The sequence below is a fragment of the Diaphorobacter sp. JS3051 genome (assembly GCF_015832135.1).
GTDB classification, from domain to species: Bacteria; Pseudomonadota; Gammaproteobacteria; order Burkholderiales; family Burkholderiaceae_C; genus Diaphorobacter; species Diaphorobacter nitroreducens.
Genome location: NZ_CP065406.1, coordinates 554,289 through 575,549 on the forward strand (window position 1 = coordinate 554,289; position 21,261 = coordinate 575,549).

At 65.6% G+C, this 21,261-nt stretch carries 19 protein-coding genes, 1 tRNA gene and 2 pseudogenes; 12 read left to right on the forward strand and 10 right to left on the reverse strand.

Annotated elements, in window-relative coordinates:
• Positions 1 to 70 precede the first annotated feature (70 nt).
• The 6 genes and pseudogenes from tolB to I3K84_RS02675 all read left to right on the forward strand — a co-directional run.
• Positions 71 to 1,393, forward strand: coding sequence for a Tol-Pal system beta propeller repeat protein TolB (gene tolB / locus I3K84_RS02650; protein WP_196995454.1), 1,323 nt, complete (start codon positions 71 to 73; stop codon positions 1,391 to 1,393).
• A gap of 39 nt (positions 1,394 to 1,432) precedes the next feature.
• A complete protein-coding gene (pal, locus tag I3K84_RS02655) occupies positions 1,433 to 1,975 on the forward strand; it encodes a peptidoglycan-associated lipoprotein Pal (protein WP_047351353.1) in 543 nt (180 codons plus the stop codon).
• Complete coding sequence (gene ybgF, locus I3K84_RS02660) at positions 1,975 to 2,760, forward strand: tol-pal system protein YbgF (RefSeq protein WP_196996059.1); 786 nt, start codon at positions 1,975 to 1,977, stop codon at positions 2,758 to 2,760. The genes pal and ybgF overlap by 1 nt, the downstream gene beginning before the upstream one ends.
• Positions 2,757 to 3,539, forward strand: coding sequence for a ThiF family adenylyltransferase (locus tag I3K84_RS02665; protein WP_172207053.1), 783 nt, complete (start codon positions 2,757 to 2,759; stop codon positions 3,537 to 3,539). Before ybgF ends, I3K84_RS02665 begins: the two co-directional genes overlap by 4 nt.
• A gap of 48 nt (positions 3,540 to 3,587) precedes the next feature.
• Positions 3,588 to 3,663 (forward strand) — tRNA-Lys (locus tag I3K84_RS02670).
• 225 nt (positions 3,664 to 3,888) lie between these two features.
• Positions 3,889 to 4,038, forward strand: a pseudogene (locus tag I3K84_RS02675) (IS256 family transposase); the annotation flags it as partial.
• An 18-nt stretch (positions 4,039 to 4,056) separates the two neighbouring features.
• Here the strand turns inward: I3K84_RS02675 and I3K84_RS02680 are convergent.
• Complete coding sequence (locus I3K84_RS02680; protein WP_011804582.1) at positions 4,057 to 5,019, reverse strand: IS110 family transposase; 963 nt, start codon at positions 5,017 to 5,019, stop codon at positions 4,057 to 4,059.
• A 205-nt stretch (positions 5,020 to 5,224) separates the two neighbouring features.
• Between I3K84_RS02680 and I3K84_RS02685 the strand changes: the two are divergent.
• Positions 5,225 to 6,298: pseudogene (locus tag I3K84_RS02685) on the forward strand (IS256 family transposase); the annotation flags it as partial.
• A gap of 979 nt (positions 6,299 to 7,277) precedes the next feature.
• Positions 7,278 to 7,430, forward strand: a complete 153-nt coding sequence (locus tag I3K84_RS02690) for a DUF3096 domain-containing protein (protein WP_011805007.1) — start codon at positions 7,278 to 7,280, stop codon at positions 7,428 to 7,430.
• Positions 7,431 to 7,436: 6 nt separating this feature from the next.
• Here I3K84_RS02690 and I3K84_RS02695 read toward each other — a convergent pair whose 3' ends face one another.
• Positions 7,437 to 8,951 carry a transglycosylase SLT domain-containing protein gene (locus I3K84_RS02695; protein ID WP_196995455.1) on the reverse strand — a complete coding sequence of 505 codons (1,515 nt, stop codon included), beginning with the start codon at positions 8,949 to 8,951 and terminating at the stop codon, positions 7,437 to 7,439.
• Positions 8,948 to 9,727, reverse strand: coding sequence for a hydroxyacylglutathione hydrolase (gloB, locus tag I3K84_RS02700; protein ID WP_015913475.1), 780 nt, complete (start codon positions 9,725 to 9,727; stop codon positions 8,948 to 8,950). Before gloB ends, I3K84_RS02695 begins: the two co-directional genes overlap by 4 nt.
• On the opposite strand from gloB, the gene I3K84_RS02705 reads away from it, so the two are divergent.
• Both I3K84_RS02705 and rnhA read left to right on the forward strand, forming a co-directional pair.
• Positions 9,726 to 10,505, forward strand: a complete 780-nt coding sequence (locus I3K84_RS02705; RefSeq protein WP_196995456.1) for a class I SAM-dependent methyltransferase — start codon at positions 9,726 to 9,728, stop codon at positions 10,503 to 10,505. The two genes, gloB and I3K84_RS02705, sit on opposite strands and share 2 nt — an antisense overlap.
• A 38-nt stretch (positions 10,506 to 10,543) precedes the next feature.
• A complete protein-coding gene (gene rnhA, locus I3K84_RS02710; RefSeq protein ID WP_015913473.1) occupies positions 10,544 to 10,990 on the forward strand; it encodes a ribonuclease HI in 447 nt (148 codons plus the stop codon).
• 26 nt (positions 10,991 to 11,016) lie between these two features.
• On the opposite strand, the gene I3K84_RS02715 is transcribed toward rnhA, so the two are convergent.
• From I3K84_RS02715 to moaA, 4 genes are all read right to left on the reverse strand, one after another.
• Positions 11,017 to 11,352: a thioredoxin family protein gene (locus I3K84_RS02715; RefSeq protein WP_011805012.1), complete on the reverse strand. Its 336-nt coding sequence runs from the start codon at positions 11,350 to 11,352 to the stop codon at positions 11,017 to 11,019.
• Positions 11,353 to 11,434: 82 nt separating this feature from the next.
• Positions 11,435 to 12,793: a gephyrin-like molybdotransferase Glp gene (glp, locus tag I3K84_RS02720; protein ID WP_196995457.1), complete on the reverse strand. Its 1,359-nt coding sequence runs from the start codon at positions 12,791 to 12,793 to the stop codon at positions 11,435 to 11,437.
• 26 nt (positions 12,794 to 12,819) lie between these two features.
• Positions 12,820 to 13,455, reverse strand: coding sequence for a molybdenum cofactor guanylyltransferase MobA (gene mobA / locus I3K84_RS02725; protein WP_196995458.1), 636 nt, complete (start codon positions 13,453 to 13,455; stop codon positions 12,820 to 12,822).
• Between the two features lie 59 nt (positions 13,456 to 13,514).
• The gene (moaA, locus tag I3K84_RS02730) at positions 13,515 to 14,651 is read right to left on the reverse strand and encodes a GTP 3',8-cyclase MoaA (protein ID WP_196995459.1); all 1,137 of its coding nucleotides are present in this window, start codon (positions 14,649 to 14,651) and stop codon (positions 13,515 to 13,517) included.
• 199 nt (positions 14,652 to 14,850) lie between these two features.
• Here moaA and I3K84_RS02735 point away from each other — a divergent pair, with 199 nt between their 5' ends.
• A complete protein-coding gene (locus tag I3K84_RS02735; RefSeq protein ID WP_231403399.1) occupies positions 14,851 to 15,624 on the forward strand; it encodes a type IV pili methyl-accepting chemotaxis transducer N-terminal domain-containing protein in 774 nt (257 codons plus the stop codon).
• 410 nt (positions 15,625 to 16,034) lie between these two features.
• Here I3K84_RS02735 and I3K84_RS02740 read toward each other — a convergent pair whose 3' ends face one another.
• The 3 genes from I3K84_RS02740 to I3K84_RS02750 all read right to left on the reverse strand — a co-directional run bounded on the left by I3K84_RS02740 (position 16,035) and on the right by I3K84_RS02750 (position 20,296).
• Complete coding sequence (locus I3K84_RS02740; protein ID WP_196995460.1) at positions 16,035 to 16,595, reverse strand: DUF2889 domain-containing protein; 561 nt, start codon at positions 16,593 to 16,595, stop codon at positions 16,035 to 16,037.
• A gap of 75 nt (positions 16,596 to 16,670) precedes the next feature.
• Entirely contained in the window at positions 16,671 to 18,104 is a 1,434-nt protein-coding gene (locus tag I3K84_RS02745; protein WP_015913467.1) for an aldehyde dehydrogenase family protein, read from the reverse strand.
• A gap of 107 nt (positions 18,105 to 18,211) precedes the next feature.
• Positions 18,212 to 20,296 (reverse strand): sodium-translocating pyrophosphatase, encoded by a 2,085-nt coding sequence (locus tag I3K84_RS02750; protein ID WP_011805021.1) that lies wholly within the window; start codon positions 20,294 to 20,296, stop codon positions 18,212 to 18,214.
• Positions 20,297 to 20,536: 240 nt separating this feature from the next.
• Between I3K84_RS02750 and ppa the strand changes: the two genes are divergently transcribed.
• Positions 20,537 to 21,067, forward strand: coding sequence for an inorganic diphosphatase (gene ppa / locus I3K84_RS02755; protein WP_015913465.1), 531 nt, complete (start codon positions 20,537 to 20,539; stop codon positions 21,065 to 21,067).
• The last annotated feature ends 194 nt before the right edge of the window (positions 21,068 to 21,261 follow it).

Consider the following 21,261-nt stretch of genomic DNA (forward strand, 5'->3'; position numbering starts at 1 on the left):
TGGCACGCTACGCTATGTGTAACATGCGAGGCTCTGTTTGCCGGCATTTGACGGTTATTCGATGGTTCCAATGACTATTGACCGCATCCCCAATACCCCTTCCTTCCGCACGGCTCTGCCGCAGCTTTCGCGGCGCCACGCCATTGCAGCCTTGGCTGCCAGTTCCCCCCTTTCAGCGCTTGCGCAGTTCCGTGTGGAAATCACGGGCGTAGGCCTGACGCAACTACCCATTGCGATTGCACCGTTTCGTGGCGAACCGCAGTCGCCGCAGAAAATATCCGCCATCGTCCAGGCTGACCTGGAGCGCAGCGGGCGCTTTTTGGGCGTGGACGCGTCGGGTGTCGCGCTGGATGAATCATCCCGTCCCGATCTGTCCCTGTGGCGTCAGCGCAAGGCCGACGCACTCACCTCCGGCAGCATCACGCGCTTGGCCGACGGCCGTTTCGACGTGCGATTCCGCTTGTGGGACGTGGTCAAGGCGCAAGACCTGGGCGGGCAGAGCTTCGTGGTCACGCAGGCCGACCTGCGTCTGGTGGCGCACCGCATTGCCGACTTCGTCTACGAAAAACTCACGGGCGAGCGCGGTATCTTCTCCACGCGCATTGCGTATGTGACCAAAGCCGGCTCGCGCTACAGCCTTTGGGTGGCCGATGCGGACGGCGAGAACGCGCAGTCAGCGCTTTCCAGTCCTGAGCCGATCATTTCTCCCGCATGGGCGCCCACCGGGACCCAGCTGGCTTACGTATCGTTCGAGTCGCGCAAGCCGGTGGTGTACGTGCATGACGTGGCCACAGGCCGCCGCCGTTTGATCGCCAATTTCCGTGGCTCCAACAGTGCCCCTGCTTGGTCGCCCGATGGCCGTACCTTGGCCGTGACCCTCAGCCGCGACGGGGGCTCGCAGCTCTACACCATCGACGCTAACGGCGGTGAGCCGCGCCGCCTGATGCAAAGCAGCGGCATCGACACGGAGCCCGTGTTCTCCAGCGACGGCCGCAGCATCTACTTCGTCAGCGACCGTGGAGGTTCGCCCCAGGTGTACCGCGTGGCAGCCAGCGGGGGAGGCGCGGAGCGCGTGACGTTCAACGGGTCCTACAACATTTCACCCAGCATCAGTCCCGATGGTCAGTGGTTGGCCTACATTTCCCGCGTGGGCGGCGCCTATAAGCTGCACGTGATGGATTTGAAGTCGGGCAGCGTGACGGCGGTGACCGACACCTCCGCCGATGAAAATCCCAGCTTTGCTCCCAATAGCCGCCTGATCGTCTACGCCACGCAGCAGCAGGGTCGCGAAGCCCTGATGACCACCACGCTGGACGGCAAAATCAAAGCGCGTCTGGCGGGGCAGGGTGGAGATATCCGCGAGCCCGACTGGGGCCCGTTCCAGAACAAATAAGTTTCCGTTTTTCGAACAACTGCTCTTCAGGAGTTTTTAATGAACCGTTTCCCCTTCAAGCGCGTGTCTCTGGCGCTCTCCATCGTCGCCCTCATGGCAGGCTGCAGCTCCGGCGTCAAGCTGGACGATGTGCCGGTCGAAGACCGCGGCGCTACGTCCACCGCACCGGGCGCCAACTCGGGAAGCACGGGCCAAAGCGGCGTGGCTCCTGTGGACTTGTCCCAGTCAGGGCGCGACGCCGAGGGTCCCGTTGGCGTGGCGCGCGTCATTTACTTCGACTTTGACAGCTTCATCGTCAAGCCTGAGTTCCAGTCCGTGTTGGAGGCCCATGCTCGCTTCATGAAGGCGTCTTCCGCCCGCAAGGTCGTGCTGGAGGGCCATACCGATGAGCGCGGTGGCCGCGAGTACAACCTGGCGCTGGGCCAGAAGCGCGCGGAAGCCGTGCGCCGCTCGTTGGGGCTGCTGGGCGTGCCGGACGCGCAGGTGGAGGCGGTGAGCTTTGGCAAGGAAAAGCCGGCGGTGCAGGGCCACACGGAAGACGCGCACTCGCAAAACCGCCGCGTTGAGCTGTCGTACCGTTGATGCCGCGCATGTCCTTGCTCCTGCGCCCGCGGGCGCTGGGCGCGGCGGCGCTGGCCGCCGCTGCCTGCTGGTCGACCCCCAGCTATGCATTGTTCGAGGACAGCGAGGCGCGCCGCGCCATCCTTGAGATGCGCCAGCGTGTCGATGCATTGACGCAGGCCAGCCAGCGTGCGGGTGAACGGTCCGGTGATGAGGTCTCGCAACTGCGGCGCAGCCTGCTCGACCTACAGATGCAGATCGAGGCATTGCGCACCGAACAGGCGACACTGCGTGGTCAGAACGAGCAGCTATTGCGCGATGTCGCAGAGTTGCAGCGCCGCCAGAAGGACATGGCGCAGGGTGTCGATGAGCGGTTGCGCCAGTTTGAGCCCGCGACGGTGACGCTGGACGGGCGCGAATTCCGGGCTGATCCTGCAGAGAAGCGTGATTTCGAGGCGGCCTTGGCGCTCTTCCGTGCAGGTAAGTTTGGTGAAGCGTCCAACGCTTTCAGCAGCTTCGTGCGCCAGTATCCACAGTCCGGTTATGTACCGTCTGCCCGTTTTTGGCTGGGCAACGGACAGTACGCCACGCGTGATTACAAAGAGGCCATCAACAACTTCAAGGCTCTGTTGTCGGCGGCGCCAGACCATGCGCGCGCTCCCGAGGCGGCCCTCTCGATCGCCAATTGCCAGATCGAATTGAAAGATACGCGGGCTGCGCGCAAGACCCTGGAGGACTTGCTGCGCGTTTATCCGCAGTCGGAAGCAGCAGCCGCTGCGAAGGAACGACTGGCGCGCCTGAAGTGATCACATCCGTTGACGACACGCCAGACTTGGAGCGGCGCTTCGCAGGGCTGGAACGCCTGTTCGGGCAGGAGGGCGCCGCACGCATTCGGTGCGCGCATGTTGCTGTGGTCGGAATTGGCGGCGTGGGTTCTTGGACAGCAGAAGCACTCGCGCGCAGCGGCGTCGGAGCGCTCACGCTGATTGACCTGGACCATGTGGCCGAGTCGAACGTCAATCGGCAAATTCACGCTCTGACCACGACCATTGGCCAAGCCAAGGTACGCGCCATGGCCGAGCGCATTGCCCTGATCAATCCGGCATGTCGGGTGAACTGCGTTGAAGAGTTCGTGGATGCACGGAACTGGCCCACTCTGTTGCCATCTTCGGTGGATGCACTGGTGGATGCATGCGACCAGGTAAACGCCAAGGCCGTAATGGCAGCTTGGGCCGTCTCCACACGGCTGCCTTTCGTCACGGTAGGTGCTGCCGGGGGCAAGCGTCACGCATATAAAGTCGAGGTAGAAGATTTGGCGTTTACCACGCACGATCCTCTACTGGCCCAGCTGCGCTATCGCTTGCGCAGGAACCACGGTGCGGCCCGAGAAGGCCGCAAAATCGGCGTCACCTGCGTCTATAGCAAGGAAGCGGTATCAAAGCCACACGCGTCTTGCGGCGTCGGTGAAGGCGACGGATCCCTGAATTGCCATGGTTATGGCTCATCGGTCGCCGTCACGGCCACATTTGGTCACTGTGCAGCGGGATGGATTCTCGACAAGTTGGCGGAAAGGTCGAAGACCTGAAAACCACGCTATAATCTTTAGCTTTGCTACCGAGAGGTGGCAAAGGTTGGGACGTTAGCTCAGTTGGTAGAGCAGCGGACTTTTAATCCGTTGGTCACAAGTTCGAATCTTGTACGTCCTACCAAGAACCCATAAGGAAACCCTGCTATCTGATTGATAGTGGGGTTTTTCTTTTTCTGTCGCTTGTAGGCAATCTGTAGGCAATTTGCCCGAATGCACCCCCAGTCCCAGACAAATGAAAAGCCCCACGCGGGGGCTCTTTAGGGTCTGACAAAACAGGGAGGGTGTGCAGAATTTTGTGTAAACGGACAATCCACCGCCGGCGTAAGCCGGCCTGTCCGTAAGCACAATGAACACCAAGAAACACGACGTACCCGAAGAACTGCTGTCTGGCCTGCTGGCCAACTACAAGAAGCCCGAAGACCTCATCGGCGAGAACGGTCTGCTCAAGCAACTTACCAAGCTGCTGGTCGAGCGAGCCCTGGACGCTGAGCTGACTGAGTAACCGTCTTCGAAGTCAAGCGCAATGAAGCGACTTGTCCCAAGGTTTTCCAGTGCGCACCATGGCGTTGAGCGTGGTGAGCAACTTGCGCATGCAAGCGACCAGGGCGACCTTGGGCAACTTGCCAGCGGCCTTCAGACGCTCGTAGAAGGCCTTGATGGCCGGGTTGTAGCGGGTGGCCGTGAGCGTTGCCATGTACAGCACGCGGCGGATCTCGAAGCGCCCGCCTTGTACGCGCCGCCTGCCCTTGCTGCCGCCGGAGTCATTGGCCATGGGCGCCACGCCCACCAATGCAGCGATCTCGCGCCGGTTCAGCCGGCCCAGCTCTGGCAGCTCGGCAATCATCGTGGCACTGGCCACCGGGCCGACTCCCGCAGCCGACTGCAGCAGCGTGTCTAGCTCCCCAAAGTGCTCGCGCACATGCGTGACCATCTGCTCTTCGATCTCATCGAGCTGCGCCTTGATCGCCGCCTCGATGGCCTCGATGCTGGCGTGCAGCTTCTTGGGCGTGATCTGCAGCCGTTGGCGCTCCGAATGGAGCATGGTCAGCAACTGGCGCCTGCGCGTGACCAGGGCCGCGAGCCACTGCTGGCGCTCATCGGCCAGGGGGCGCAAGAAGCGCTGCAGATCGTCGCGGCGCAGCAGCACCGCTGCCAGCTCGGCCAGCGTGCGCGCATCCACCGCGTCGGTCTTGGCCAGGCGTCCCATGGATTTGGCGAAGTCGCGCGCCTGGCGCGGGTTGATGACCGCCACGGGCAGGCCTGTGGCCTGCAGGGCACACGCTAACGCGGCCTCGTAGCCGCCGGTGGCCTCCATCACCACCAGACCCACGTCCAGGGGCTGCAGGGCAGCCGCCAGCGCCGAGTGGCCTTCGGCATCGTTGTCAAACCGCTGGGCGCTGCTCTTGGCACCCAGCACACAGACATCCACGTGCGCCTTGGCCACGTCGATGCCCACCGTCACTGAGGTAACAGACATGATCTTCAGATCCCTTGCTTGTGCATGCGCGCTCAATCAAGGCGCGCGTAACCGTTCGGGCTTCACGAAGACCAGCGCGGCGGCCATGCGTTCTGTACTCAGTCACGGGCTCTATCACCCCAGCGCCTACCAAACTGCACGGGCCGGTCTGGCCGCCTCAACGGCGTTCAGACTCTACCGCGCTGGTCTGGTTTAAAGATACAAGCACCTGGGCCATGAACGCAACGAGGCGGTGGCCAACCCCGCTGGCAACACCCGCAACGGCAAGAGCAAGAAGACCCTCAAGGGCGAGTTCGGCGAATTGCCCATCGAAGTGCCACGCGACCGCCATGGCAGCTTCGAGCCTCAGCTCATCCCCAAGCACCAGACCCGCTGGGCCGGCTTCGACGACAAAATCATCTCGCTGTACGCCCGTGGCATGACGGTGCGCGAGATACAGGCCCACCTCGAAGAGATGTACGGCACCGAGGTCTCACCCAGCCTGATTTCCTCGGTGACAGATGCCGTGGCCGACGAGGTCAAGGCCTGGCAGGCCCGACCGCTGGAGCCGATTTATCCCATCGTCTATCTGGACTGCATCCATGTGAAGGTGCGCGAGGGCGCGGTGCGGGTCAAGGCGGTGTACCTGGCCATCGGCATCACCATGACGGGCGACAAGGAGGTGCTGGGCCTGTGGCTGGCCCAGACCGAGGGCGCCAAGTTCTGGCTGCAGGTGGTCACCGAGTTGCGCAACCGGGGCGTGCAGGACATCTTCATCGCCTGCGTCGATGGGCTCAAGGGCTTCCCTGACGCCATTGAGGCCGTCTTTCCCAAGGCGGTGGTGCAACTATGCATCGTTCACATGGTGCGCCACAGCCTGAACTACGTCTCATGGAAGCGCCGCAAAGAGGTGGCTGCCGACCTGCGCCGCATCTACACGGCCGCCACCGCCGAGGAGGCCGAGCTGATGCTCGGGGAATTCGAGGAGCGCTGGGATGCCGAGTACCTGCCCATTGGCCAGTCCTGGCGCAGGAACTGGAGCCGACTCATCCCGTTCTTTGACTACCCGCCGGAAATCCGCAAGGTCATCTACACCACCAATGCCATCGAGTCGGTGAACATGAGCCTGAGGAAGCTGACCAAGAACCGGGGCTCGTTCCCCAGCGACGAGGCGCTGACCAAGCTGTTCTACCTGGCGCTGCGCAACATCAGCCAGAAGTGGACCATGCCCATCCGGGATTGGAAGGCCGCGCTGACCCGCTTTACCATTCAGTTCGGAGACCGCATCTCCGTCAACTGAAGTCCGAACCGTTTACACAAAAATTCGGACACGCCCTGTCCCACAGGAAGGCTTGAGACTTGCCGGGCGGGCAGGCGAAATCAGCTACCCGGCCAGCAGTCAAACGTACCCGGCTTTTCTGTCCACTCATGGCACCACCTGAAATCTGTAGGCAATCTGTAGGCAAACTCGTGAAATATGCCCATGTGTAAATCAACAGTGTTGAGCCTTGTTTAACTCATAAGTTGTTGATTTATATTGATTGTATCTACAGCATTCAACGCTGGCAAATATTGGTTTTCGTGGACTTTTAATCCGTTGGTCACAAGTTCGAATCTTGTACGTCCTACCAAGTTTCAAAGGCTCTGTAGCGATACAGGGCCTTTTTTGTTTTTGCTTGGCCAATTGTGAGGGTAGGGGTGCGCCAACGTTTTGCCCCCCCAATAGCTCCGTGATCAGCATAGAAGGCACCCATGACCTGACTGCTTACCTTTGTCGCTGTGCTAGCGATGAGTGGTACAGCGTCGTATTACTCCACCGTACGAGTTTCAATCAGTCCGGGAACAATGGGGCGCTTCTAAAATGCCTCGACGTTCATCCACATTTCCAGCCATGAAGACTCTGCTTGCCATTGCGGTTGCTGCATTCACGCTTTCCGGTTGCGCGGTCTATCACGACCATTACGACAACCGTGGAGCGGGTCCCAAGAGCCACCCGCACGGGTGCCCTCCCGGTCAGGCGAAAAAAGGCAACTGCTGACGTGACGCCGCGCTTCGCGCCGTATCGGACCTTTTTTGGGAAAGCTCGGTGTGGCGCAAGAGAGGGCAAAAATGCAGGCCCCCGGCCCTCTGCGGCAGATTACGGCGTGCCCAGGCGTTGGTTCGGTCGGTCAGGGCGCGCCAAGTGCGCCTTGCGCCCCGGGATCACCGCTAAAGTAATGGGCTAGGCGGCGCGCACAGCGCGAGTGCTTTCCTTCCTCCCGCATCCCGGCAAAGTTCCCATGACACTTCACCTCAGCATTGGCCCCCTGGTTTCCCTCATCGCAGGCATCCTGATTCTGATCATGCCCAAACTGCTCAACGTGATCGTTGCGCTGTACCTGATCGTGATGGGCATCCTCGGCCTGTTGGGTATGCACACGCTGCGTTTCTAGCCGGGCTTACCGTTTGCGTTTCGACGGTGTGCCGCCCTTGCGTGCGGGCGCACCGGCCTTTGCCGAGCGGACTGTCGCCCGGCTGATGGGTTGTTTCGCGCTGGTGCGCGCCAGCGAGGTCGCGGCAAGCCGCACGGGCAGGTACATCACGACCTGTTCTCCGGGCTTGAACTTGCTGGAGGTCTTCACGTCGTTCCAGTCGGCAACGTCTGCGGTGCTGACCTTGTAGCGCCGTGCGATGCTGGCTACGGTGTCGCGCTTGCCCGCGCGCACCGTGGTGCGCCGCGTCACGATTTCGGGGGTGAAGCTGACTTGGCCGTTGTCGGCCAGATGGCCCGGGACGTCTGCGCGCATGGTGGCCGCGCGGGGCACCATGAGGGCCGAGCCGGCCTTGATCATCATGCGTGGCGGAATGCCATTCACCTGACGCAAATCGTTTTCGCTCATGCCCGTGCGTTGCGCCGCGGTGGAGACGCTCATCGTGTTGGGCACCGTCCATACCGTCCAGCTGGCGTATTGGCCTTCGGTGTAGGCCTCCAGGTTCTTGCGGAACACCTGGGCGTTGTCCCAGGGCAGCAGGATCTGCGGCATGCCCGCCGCAAGGATCACGGGCTTGTGCAGCGACGGGTTCAGGGCGCGGAAATCCTCGATGCGTACGCCGGCGAGACTGGCTACCAGGGTGACGTCCATGTCGCGCGTGATCTCCACGCTCTGAAAGTACGGATGGTTCTCGATCAACGGCAGCTCGGTGCTGAACTTGTCGGGATTGGCCACGATGTTCTTCACGGCCTGCAGCTTGGGCACGTACATGCGGGTTTCGGCGGGCATCGTCAGCTCGGTGTAGCGCGTGCCCAGACCCTGTTTCTCGTTGCGCGCGATCGCGCGGGCCACGCTACCTTCCCCCCAGTTGTAGGCGGCCAGGGCCAGATGCCAGTCGCCGAACATGCCGTAGAGCTTCTGCAGGTAGTCCAGTGCCGCGCGCGTGGACGCCAGCACATCGCGCCGGTCGTCGCGGAAGGCGTTCTGCTTCAAGTCGAAGTAGGTTCCCGTGGCCGGCATGAACTGCCACATGCCCGCGGCCTTGGCGCTGGACACTGCCTGGGGGTTGAAGGCGCTCTCGATGTAGGGCAGCAGCGCCAGTTCTGTGGGCATGCCCCGGCGTTCCAGCTCTTCGACGATATGGAACAGGTACTTGCTGGAACGCTCGGTCATGCGCTGCATGTAGTCGGGGCGCGTGGCATACCACTGTTCCCGGTCGCGTACCAGATCGGTGTCCAGGTCGGGCATGGAAAAGCCGCGCCGGATGCGGTCCCACAGATCGGCTGGCGCGCTGACGCCAGCCACTGTGTGGCCGCTGGCGGCGCTCGCCGTGATGGGCTGCAATGGTCCCGACGGATACAGCGGCGTATGGCTGGCAGTAGTGGGGTCGGTGGGGGATGCGGCGTTGTCCGTAGGGGCAGTGGTCGCGCAACCGGTCAACCACAGCAGGCTTGCCAGCCCCAGGATGTGCAGAAGTCTCATCGAAATTCGTTTTTCCATTGGCGCAGCGCGGCCAGTACGGCTGCGGGTTCGCGCGGGTCTATGAGGGCGTCGAAGCCGTGTGCGGCTTGGGCTACCGTAGCAACGCGCGTGCGCAGAAAAGGGTTGATGTCGCGCTCGATGGCAATGCGCGACGGCAGTGTGGGCTGATCCGCGCGGCGCCGGGACTCGCATTCGGTGATGTACTGGAGTAGCGCAGCGTTATGGGGTTCCACCGCGCGGGCGAACTTCAGGTTGGACAGCGTGTATTCATGGGCGCAGCATACGCGGGTGTTGCCGGGCAATGCAGCCAGCGTATCCAGCGAGGCCTGCATTTGCGTGGGCGTGCCTTCAAACAAGCGCCCGCATCCACCTGAGAACAGCGTGTCCCCGCACAACAGCAGGGGCTCGCCTTCCATGTCCGCACAGTAGTAGGCGATATGCCCCGCCGTATGCCCCGGCACGTCCAGCACGGAAAACGTGAGGCCTAGCACCTGAAGAGTGTCGCCGCCCGACAGGCGGATGAGGGGCTCGGGCATGGGCTCCGTGGCAGGGCCATACACGGTTGCGCCCGTGGCTTCGCGCAGGGCGTTCACCCCGCCCACGTGGTCGCCATGGTGGTGCGTGACTAGAATCGCTTCCAATGGCAGCCCCATGCTGCGCAGCGCCTGCAACACGGGTTCTGCATCGCCGGGATCCACAACGACCGCACGCTGCGCGTCGTACAACATCCAGATGTAGTTGTCGGCGAAGGCGGGCAATGGCAGCAAGTTCTTCATGACCGGCGAAATTATAGGTTTGCACCACTGGTTCGATACTGCCCCTGGCCGCTACCTGCTGGCCTGGGAGCAGGAGCGTTACGACGAGCTGGTGGCGGACATCTTCGGCTACCACGCGCTGCAGCTGGGCATGCCGGGTCTGCAGGCATTGCGCAGCAACCGCATGCCGCACCGCTGGCTGGCCGTGATGCCGCCGGAGTTGCTGCTAGAGCGTAGCGATGCGCAGGAGCCACCGGCGCTGCTGGCGGATGCGGTCGCGCTTCCGTTTGCCGAGGCCAGCCTGGACCTGCTGGCGCTGCCCCACACCCTGGAGCTGAGCGTGGACCCGCACACGGCGCTGCGCGAGGTGCACCGCGTGCTGGTGCCTGAGGGCAAGGTGGTCATCAGCGGACTCAACCCGCTCAGTCTGTGGGGGGTACGGCAGCGGCGATCGCGCCTGTACCAGCGCTGTGGCGCAGGGGGGCGGCTGTTCCTGCCGGACGTGGGGGAGTTCATTTCACCCGGGCGCCTGCGCGACTGGCTGCGCCTGCTTGGCTTTGAGCTGGAATCCATGAGCTTCGGCTGCTACCGGCCCGCCGTGGCCGGCGACCGCTGGCTGCAGCGCTACGGCTGGATGGACGCGCTGGGCGCGCGCTGGTGGCCGATCTTCGGGGCCGCGTATGTGATCGTCGCCGTCAAGCGCGTGCAGGGCATGCGCCTGCTGGAGCCTTCGTGGCGCAAGGCGCCGCAGGCGGCTGCCGCGCAGGTGCAGGTAGCGCGGCGCCATGGCCCGGGCTGAGGCGACGGGCCATTTTCTTTATTTCTGGGAGCTATTTTTTGAATCAGGTGGTGATCTATACCGACGGTGCGTGCAAGGGCAATCCGGGCCCCGGCGGTTGGGGGGCAGTGCTGCGTTCAGGCACGCTGGAGAAAGAGCTGTTCGGTGGCGAACTGGGAACGACCAACAACCGCATGGAACTGATGGCCGTGATCCAGGCGCTGGGCGCGCTCAAGCGCCCCTGCCAGGTGGCGTTGTACCTGGACAGCCAGTACGTCCGCCAGGGCATCACCGAATGGATCCACGGCTGGAAGAAAAAGGGCTGGCGCACGGCGGCCGGCCAGCCCGTGAAGAACGTGGAGCTGTGGCAGCGCCTGGACGAGCTGGCGCACCAAGCGGGCCACCGCATCGAATGGCACTGGGTGCGTGGCCATGCAGGCGACCCTGGCAACGAGCGCGCCGACATGCTGGCCAACAAGGGTGTGGAGCAGGCGCTGGGCCGCTGAGACCGGGTTCCGGGCCTTGCGGGTGATCAGCCGGTGGTGGCGGTGATGCCCTGCACCGCTTCATGGATGCTCTGAGCCGTCTGCGGGCGCACCAGCCGTGCCGTTTCTCGCCCGTCGCGCAGGAACACGAGCGTAGGCCAGAGTTTCACGCCAAAACTGCGGCCCAGGCGCTGGCCGGGGCCGTCCTCCACCTTGACGTGGCGCACATCGTCCCGGTCTTCGAGGGCCTGCTCGATGAGCGGCTGGGCGCGCTGGCAGTGGCCGCACCAGGGCGTACCGAACTCCAGCACGGTGGGGCCCAGCCACTGGTCCACCGTTTCACGCGAAGGCGGCTGAGCGAGATGGGTGGCGGCAAACGGCATGGCGGCTCCTGCAAGGATGGCGATGGGGGCAGGGTAGGGCTGCGGCGCACGCGGCCAAGCCGGCCGCCGCTGCGCGGGCGTGTCAGATCACGCCGTCAAACATCATCACATCGACCATGTCGCCAGGGGCCACGTTGCCTTGGCCGTGGTGCAGCACGATGAGGCCGTTGGCTTGCACCATGGAACTGAGCACCCCTGAGCCCTGGTTGCCCGTGGTGCGCACCTGCAACGTGCCGTCCGCGGCCGTGGTGACCAGGCCGCGCTGGTATTCGGTGCGGCCGGGTTTCTTGCGCATGGCCTCGGTGCTGATGGCGCGCAGCAGTGGCGGTGCGCTGCGCGTGCAGCCCATCATGCGCAGCAGCGCGGGGCGGACGAAAGCCAAGAAGGTGACCATCACCGCCACCGGATTGCCCGGCAGGCCGAACAGCACGCTGCTGCCGTCTGCACTCTGAATGCTTCCATCTTGATAGCTGCTAACGCTTGATGGACGAGCGTTAGGATCGGATTTGGCTTGTAATTCGGGCCGAAGGCGGCCCACCGCCATCGGCCGGCCCGGGCGCATGGCGATGCGCCAGAACGCCACGTCGCCGAGCTGCTTCATCATGGTGCGCGTGTGGTCGGCCTCGCCGACGCTCACCCCGCCGCTGGTAATGATGGCGTCGGCCTCGGCGGCGGCACGGCGGAAGGCAGCTTCCAGCAGTGTGGGCTCGTCGCGCACCACACCCAGGTCGATTACCTGGACGCCCAGACGTGTCAGCAGGCCAAAGACCGTGTAGCGGTTGCTGTCGTACACCGCGCCCTCGCGCGGTGGCTCGCCCAGGCTGAGGATCTCGTCGCCCGTGGAGAAATAGGCCACGCGCACCCGGCGGTACACCGTCACCGTTTTTAGACCCAAACTGGCCACCAGGCCAATAGCAGCAGGCGCTAGCAGCTCTCCTTTTGATAGCGCTACGCGGCCTTGCATGAGGTCTTCCCCCAGCAGGCGGCGGTTGTCGCCCCGGCGCAGCACGTCGGGTGCGATGCGGATGTGGCCGTCGGGCTCGGCAGTGGTGAACTCCTGCGGCACCACGGTGTCCAGCCCTGCCGGCATGATGGCGCCGGTCATGATCTTCACGCACTCGCCTGCGGCCACGGTGCCGGTCCAGGCGGCGCCGGCAAAGGCTGTGGAGCCCACCGGGCGCAGCACCAGCGGTTGGCCGGGCTGCAGTTGGGCGCCGTCGAAGGCGTAGCCGTCCATGGCCGAGTTGTCGTGCGGCGGCACGCTGACGGGCGAGACCACGTCCCGCGCCAGCACGCGGCCCAGGGCGTCGAAGATGCCGACTTCTTCGGTGCGGGTGACGGGCGCGACCAGGCGCTCCAGGAAGGTGTTCACATCGGCGGCGCGCAGCGCCTGCGGGTCGTAGCCCTGCAACTCGGCGGCGATCTGGTCAATGGTTTTCATGCGGTATGGGCAAGGAGGGTTGCAGCTCAGCGGTGGCCCAGGCCTTCCAGGGCGTGCAGCTCGGCCAGGGTGTTGGCGTTGTAGAAAGCATGCGGGTCGTCTCCCGGCTGGTCGAACGGAACCACGGCGCAGGCGTGCTGTTCGGTCCAGCGGTCGATCTTGCGCCCGCCGCCCTGCGTGAAGCGCACCAGGCTCTCCAGCAGCGTCACGCGCAGCAGGCAAAACACCGGCTGGGTGCGCACGCGCACGGTGCCATCGCGCTCGTCGGCCTCGGGTGCCGCTGCCATGGCAATGTCGGCGCCCTCGCGCATGGCGCCCTGGGCCAGGCGTGCGGCAAGGTCTGGCGGGAACAGCGGTGTGTCGCAGGGCACGGTGAGCAGCCAAGGGGTCTCGCAGCGCTCCAGCCCTGTGAGAAAGCCCGCCAGCGGGCCGGCGTAGTCGGCAAGGCCATCGGGCCACACGGGCACTCCGAATGATTCATAGGCCGCCAGGTTGCGGTTGGCGTTGATCATCACGTCGCCCACCTGCGGCTGCAGCCGCATCAGCGTGTGCAGCGCCAGCGGCAGGCCGCGGAAGTTCTGCAGGCCTTTGTCCACCCCGCCCATGCGGGAGCCGCGGCCGCCGGCGAGGATGAGGCCTGTGATGTCGTGGGTGTCGATCATGGGAAAGAAGAAGGGTGGTGAACGGCGCGCCGGGGCCGGTCCCGCGGCGCGGCGGCGGCTCAGCCGCCGATGTAGCTCATCTCGATGCGCCGCTGGCCGCTGCCCGTCTCGGGCGGCAGGCTGGCACGCAGCTCGGAATAGCGGTCGCCGCGCCCCTGCCAGATGTGGGCGATGGCGGCGCTGATCTGCGCGTCGCTGGCATTGCCGCGCAGCAGGCTGCGCAGGTCCCAGCCTTGCGAGGCAAACAGGCACAGGTACAGCCGACCCTCCATGGACAGGCGCGCGCGGTTGCAGTCGCCGCAGAAGGCCTGCGTGACGCTGCTGATCACGCCCACTTCGCCCAAGCGCGGGTCGTGGCGACCGTCGGGGCCGGCGTAGCCCCAACGCTTGGCGGTCTCGCCGGCGGACTGCGCGGCCAGCGGCACCAGCGGCAGCTCGGCCTGCAGCTGCGCGATGACCTCGGCGGAGGGCAGCACCTCATCCATGCGCCAGCCGTTGGTGGCGCCCACGTCCATGTATTCGATGAAGCGCAGCGTGATGCCGGTGCCGCGAAAGTGGCGCGCCATCGCCGGGATCTCGTGGTCGTTGGTGCCGCGCTTGACCACCATGTTGACCTTGATGTGCTCCAGGCCCGCCGCCTGCGCGGCCTCGATACCGGCGAGTACGTCGGCCACCGGAAAGTCCACGTCGTTCATGCGGCGGAACACGTCGTCCTGCAGGCTGTCCAGGCTCACGGTGACGCGCCGCAGGCCCGCGGCCTTGAGGGCGCGCGCCTTGCGCGCCAGCAGCGATCCATTGGTGGTCAGCGTGAGGTCGGGCACTCGGCCCTCCAGCGTGCGCAGTTCCGCCAACTGGGCAACCAGGTTCTCCAGGTCCTTGCGCAGCAGCGGCTCGCCGCCGGTGAGGCGGATCTTGCGCACGCCATGCGCCATGAACAGGCGCGCCAGCCGCGTGATCTCTTCAAAGCTCAGCAGGTCGCTGTGCGGCAGGTAGCGGTAGTGCTTGTCGAACACTTCCTTGGGCATGCAGTAGCCGCAGCGGAAGTTGCAGCGGTCCGTCACGCTGATGCGCAGGTCGCGCAAGGGACGGGAGAGCGTGTCCTGCAGCAGTCCGGTAGCGGGTGCCGCGGCCAGGAGCGCGGGGGGCTGCAGCACCTTGCTGCGCTGATCCACGAGGGGAATGACACGTTCAGCCATGGCGAAATTGTGCCCCATCGGCGTCGTAGGGGTATGGCGGCTGCCCGCTAAATTGATGTTGATCAATCTGCTGTCACGATGGCGACATGAAGTGCCTTTGACCAGTGTCATAGGGGGCGCGGGAGGGCGATTTGAGAATACGGCGCATGCAGAACCAACGCCCACCGTCGCCACCTGCCGGCGCGGCCGCCGCACCGCTGTGCGCGCGCTGGCCACCGTGTTGCTGGTGCCGGCCCTGCCGCTGTCGGCCCAGGCGCGCATGGCCCTGGCCACGGCCATCAACCGCACGGCGCGCTTTCGGGCGCTGTCCCAGCGCACCGCCAAGGTCTACGGCCAGCTGTACCTGAACGTGGGTGCCGCGCGCGCCCGCGATGCGCTGGAACACACCCGCCGGCAGGTGCATTCCGGCTTTGAGGACATGGACCGCCAGAGCTGGCCGCCCGAGGTGGCGCGGCTGCTGGCGGACGTGCGCCGCAACGCGGACCGCCTGGACGCGCTCACGGCCCAGGCGCCGACGAAGGAGGGCTTTCAGGCCGTGTCGGCCCAGGCCGACCAGATGCTGGCTGCCGCCAACACCACCACCGAGGCCCTCGAGCGGCTGGCCCAGGCGCCCACGGCACGCCTGGTCAATACCGCCGGGCGCCAGCGCATGCTGTCGCAGCGCCTGGCCAAGAACTATGAGCTGTTGGCCGCCGGCCTTGACAGCCGCACGGTGCGCGAGCAGATGACGGGCGACGCCGATGAGTTCCAGCGCGCCCTCGCGCAGTTGAACAAGGCGCCCATCTCCACCCCGGCCATCCGCTCGGCACTGGAACTGGGCCAGGCGCAGTGGGTGTTTTTCGAGGCCGCCCTCAAGCGCCAGCCAGACCCGCGCGGCCTGGAAAACGTGGCCACCACCAGCGAGCGCCTGCTGGAGGTTACGGACAGCTTGACTTCGCTGTACGAGGTGGCCCTGCAGGACGTGCTGGGCTGACCCCCTGCGGCCACAAGAGCAACTGCGTGTCTCATCGGCGCGGCGCCCGGCTGCGCCGCCTTTCCCGGGGGGGAAGGCCGACGTGGCTGGGCTGGTTGCCCTGCGGGGCAGCAGCTGTGGCGCGCGGGACACGGCCCTGGCTCGACCGCCCAGCCGCGCGCCCCCGGCGGATGTGCCACGCCACTCTCCACTCTCTCTACTAACCAGGGGCTGGCTAACCAGGGGTTGGCGCAGGCCGTCCGTCGGGCCGAGCCGTTCAAGCGCTATTCATCCTCCGCGAGTGGCCAGATGGTGAACCTGAGCTGGGCGCCAGCACATGCGGTCGATCTCAATCAGGTCTATAGGTAAAAATTGCCTCTAGCGCCCATGCAGCAAGCGCAGACAGCTATTGAATCGGGAGCGGTTGCCGATCAGGCTGCCTTCGGCGTGCGCGGCGCGCGGCCGTAGAACTGCGGGTAGTGCTCCTTCACGCCCTGACCGCTGAAGTCCCAACCCGTGCACTGGCCCAAGTGGCGCGGCGGCTCGTCGCCTTCGTTCTGGAATGCGGCGTGAATCGTCTGGAACGTGGCCGTGGCCAGGTTGAACAGCAGTTCCCGCAGATGGGTGCAACCGGCCACGCCGCCCAGGTGGGTCTGGATGGACTGGCGCCAGCCGCGCGCCATGCTGCAGCCCACCATCGCCTGCAGGGCGCGCTGCGCTTGTGTGCAGCCCGCCAGGGGGTGGGCATCCATGGCGGACTCGATGGCGCGCACCACCAGGTCGCGGTCCACGGTGACGCGCAGCCACAGGTGGTGGATGGGTTCGCCGGCGCGGCGCACGCCGTCCGGGTAGCGCAGCGACGGCAGGTCCTGCGGCTTGCTGTCGTACAGCTCGCCCTCGATGTCCCAGAGCCCGTCCTCGCGCTCGTAACCCTGGTAGGTGACGCGTCGGACATGGCGGGCAGTGCGGGGGGCAGGGGATGACAGAGGCATGGGGTGGAGATGGGAAACGTATCTGCGGGCAAGCGAGCACTGGCGGGGCACCGCAGGGCACGCGGCTCGCAGGGATCAGCCGTGGCGGATGGCCACGGTCTTGAGGGTGGTGAAGCCGTAGAGCGCCTCGAAACCCTTCTCGCGTCCGTGTCCGCTGGACTTCACGCCGCCAAACGGCAATTCGACGCCGCCGGCTGCGCCGTAGTTGTTGATGAACACCTGGCCGCTGGCGATGCGCCGCGCCATGCGGAACTGGCGCGCGCCATCGCGCGTCCACACGCCCGCCACCAGGCCAAAGGGCGTGCCGTTGGCGAGCTCCACGGCGTGGTCTTCGTCGTCGAAGGGCATGGCGGCCAGCACGGGGCCGAAGATTTCCTCCTGCGCCAGGCGGTGCTGCGCCGGTACGTCGCGCAGCAGGGTGGGGGCCTGGTAGAAGCCCGTGTCGGGCGCTTCGTCCACCACGGTGCCCTGCGCGGCCAGGGGAATGCCAGCCACCTGCGCATCGGACAGGTAATCCCACACGCGCTGCTGCTGGCTCTGGCGGATCAGCGGCCCCAGGTCCAGGTCCATGGCGGCGGGGCCCACGCGCAGCGCCTCGAAGGCCTTTGACAGGCGCTCCAGCAGCGGTTCGTAGATCAGGGAATCGATCAGCACGCGCGAGCCGGCCGAGCAGGTTTGCCCAGCGTTCTGCACGATGGCGTTCACGAGCACGGGCACGGCGGCGTCCAGGTCGGCGTCGGCAAAGACGATCTGCGGGCTCTTGCCGCCCAGCTCCAGCGTGACCGGGCAGTGGCGCTCTGCGGCGGCCTGCTGGATCAGCGTGCCCACCTTGGGGCTGCCGGTGAAGCTGATGTGCTGGATGCCGGGGTGGCGCGCCAGCGCGTCGCCGACCTCGTGGCCGTAGCCGGTCACGATGTTCAGCGCGCCGGCAGGGAAACCCACCTCGACCGCCAACTGGGCCACGCGCAGCAGGGACAGGCAGGCGTCCTCGGCCGGCTTGACCACGCACACGTTGCCGGCCGCCAGTGCGGCGCCCACGCAGCGCCCGAAGATCTGCATGGGGTAGTTCCAGGGCACGATGTGGCCGGTCACGCCATGCGGCTCGCGCCAGGTCAACACGCTGAAGCCGTCGGGGTAGGGAATGGTCTCGCCGTGCAGCTTGTCGCAGGCGCCTGCGTAGAACTCGAAGTAGCGCGCCAGGGCGTGTGCGTCGGCCCGTGCCTGCCGGGTGGGCTTGCCGCAGTCGCGTTGCTCGATGGCGGCCAACTCCTCGGCATGCTCGGTGATCTTGGCCGACAGCCGCATCAGCAGCCTGCCACGCTCGGCCGGGGCCAGCTTGCGCCACACGCTGTGGTAGCACTGCTGCGCCGCATGCACGGCGGCATCGATGTCCTCTGCCGTGCCGCGCTGGATTTCGTCGTACGGCTGGCCGTCGGAGGGGTCGATCACGGCAATGGTGCGGCCCGAAGTCGAGGCCACGCCGGCGTTGGCGATGTGGTGGAGCTGCATGGGCCTGATTGTGCGGCAGGCGTGCGCAGCGTGCTGGGCTACGAGCCGGAATGCCGTCCAGCGCCCAAGGGACGGGCGCTGGCAGCTTCTCTTTTGATAGTGCCGGGTCAGCCGGCGTGGAACTTCACCACCAGCGGCACGATGAGCAGCGCCACGATGTTGATGATCTTGATGAGCGGGTTGACCGCCGGGCCGGCGGTGTCCTTGTAGGGGTCTCCCACGGTGTCGCCGGTGACGGCGGCCTTGTGCGCGTCGCTGCCCTTGCCGCCGTGGTGACCGTCCTCGATGAACTTTTTTGCGTTGTCCCAGGCGCCGCCGCCGGTGCACATACTGATGGCCACGAACAGGCCCGTGACGATGGTGCCCATGAGCAGCCCGCCCAGCGCCTTCGGCCCCAGCGCCAGGCCCACGATGATGGGCACGGCCACGGGCAGCAGGCTGGGGATGATCATCTCCTTGATGGCGGCGCTGGTCAGCATGTCCACCGCGCGGCCGTACTCGGGCTTGGCCGTGCCTTCCATGATGCCTGGGATCTCGCTGAACTGGCGGCGCACCTCCACCACTACGCTGCCGGCGGCGCGGCCCACGGCCTCCATGGCCATGGCGGCGAACAGGTAGGGAATGAGCCCGCCGATGAACAGGCCCACGATGACCATCGGGTCGCTCAGGTCGAAGCGGATCGCCTGGCCGAAGCTCTCCAGCTTGTGCGTGTAGTCGGCGAACAGCACCAGTGCTGCCAGGCCCGCCGAGCCGATGGCGTAGCCCTTGGTCACGGCCTTGGTGGTGTTGCCCACGGCGTCCAGCGGGTCGGTGATGTCGCGCACGCTGCTGGGCAGCTCGGCCATCTCGGCAATGCCGCCAGCGTTGTCGGTGATGGGGCCGTAGGCGTCCAGCGCCACCACGATGCCCGCCATGCTGAGCATGGACATGGCGGCCACGGCCACGCCGTACAGGCCCGCCAGCGTGTACGACACGATGATGGCCGCACACACGAAGATCACCGGCCAGGCCGTGGAGCGCATGGACACGCCCAGACCCGCAATGATGTTGGTGCCATGCCCCGTGGTGGACGCCTGCGCGATGTGGCGCACCGGGGAATACTGCGTGCCGGTGTAGAACTCCGTGATCCACACCAGTGCCGCCGTCAGCACCAGGCCGGTGGCGCAGGCGCCGAACAGTCGCATCTGCGCGCCCGTGCCGCCCAGCGCGTTGTCGGGGATGACCCAGGCCGTGACGAACCAGAACGCGACGAGCGACAGCACGCCCGCGATGGCCAGCCCCCGGTACAGCGCGGGCATCACGTTGCGCATGCCCGGGCCGGCCTGCACGAAGAAGCAGCCGATGATGGAGGCGATGATGGAGACGGCCCCCAGCGCCAGCGGGTAGGTCACGGCCGCGACGGGCGCAGCACCCACCAGCAGTGCGCCCAGCACCATGGTGGCGATGAGGGTGACGGCATAGGTCTCGAACAGGTCGGCCGCCATACCGGCGCAGTCGCCCACGTTGTCGCCCACGTTGTCGGCGATCACGGCGGGGTTGCGGGGGTCGTCCTCGGGGATGCCGGCCTCCACCTTGCCGACCAGGTCCGCGCCCACGTCGGCACCCTTGGTGAAGATGCCCCCGCCCAGGCGGGCAAAGATGGAAATCAGCGACGAGCCGAACGCAAAGCCGATCAGCGGGTTGAGCAGCGCTGGCAGGCTGGCCGTGGGGGTGAGCCGGCCATTGCCAACCAAGAACCACGCGAAGGCGGTCACGCCCAGCAGGCCCAGGCCCACCACCAGCATGCCCGTGATGGCCCCGCCGCGGAAGGCAACCTGCAGCGCCGGGCCCATGCCCTGCGTGGCGGCCTGGGCCGTGCGCACGTTGGCGCGCACCGAGACGTTCATGCCGATGAAGCCGCAGGCGCCGGAGAGTACCGCGCCGATGACGAAGCCCACGGCGGTGGTGCCGTCCAGGAACGCCGCAATGAGGATGGCCAGCACGATGCCGACGAAGGCGATGGTCTTGTATTGCCGTGCGAGGTAGGCCGCCGCGCCCATCTGGATGGCGCCGGCGATCTCCTGCATGCGGGCGTTGCCCGCGTCCTTGGAAAGGATCCAGCTGCGTGCCCACAGTCCGTAGGCCACAGCAATCAGTCCGCAAACCAGAGCCAGGATGAGAGGGGCAGTCAGCGCCGAGGTGGAACCAGCCATTCGTTATCTCCATCGGTTGTCAGTTGCACGGAGGGGGAAGCGCAACGCATGGGGGAAGTGCTTCCGCTGCGTTGCTTCCTCGTGCCCCGGCGGCGGGAGACGATTGGCCAACGCAGCCATTTAACGCGAAACCCCCGGTGCAAGCAAGCTGCAAGGGGCGTGCGCCTAAAATCACGGACCGCCTTGCGCACCGCCCCCGGGGCGAAGGCCGTGTCATTCCAACCACTCAACCCCCAAACCATGTCGCTGAACAACGTCAAGCCCGGCAAGAACATTCCCGAAACCTTCAATGTGGTGATCGAGATCCCGGCGGAATCCGATCCCATCAAGTACGAAGTGGACAAGGAGTCGGGTGCCGTCTTCGTGGACCGTTTCCTGACCACGGCCATGTACTACCCCTGCAACTACGGCTACGTGCCCCAGACCCTGTCGGGCGACGGCGACCCGGTGGACGTGTTGGTGATCACCCCGTACCCGCTGCACCCCGGCGTGGTGGTGCCCTGCCGCGCGCTGGGCATCCTGAAGATGGAAGACGAGGCCGGCGTGGACGGCAAGGTGCTGGCCGTGCCCACCACCAAGATCCTCAAGATGTACGAGCCCTGGAAGACCGTGGAGGATGTGAACCCCATGCGCCTGAAGGCCATCAGCCATTTCTTCGAGCACTACAAGGACCTGGAAGAAGGCAAGTGGGTCAAGGTGCTGGGCTGGGAAGGCATCGACGCCGCCCACAAGGAAATCCTGGACGGCGTGGAAAACTACAAGAAAGCCTGATGGTGGCGGGGTGCGGCCCGCATCGCGCCCACTGCCTCATCCAGCCCGCTGGCACATGCCCACGGGCTTTTTTCTTGCAGGGATTTCGGTTTCTGGCAAAATTGTCAGAATAAGTAACCGATGACTGCTATGCTGCCAGGGCGTGCGCGACGCTGGTGTGGCCGGCGGTGCCCGACCTGCGCGCAAGCGCGAGA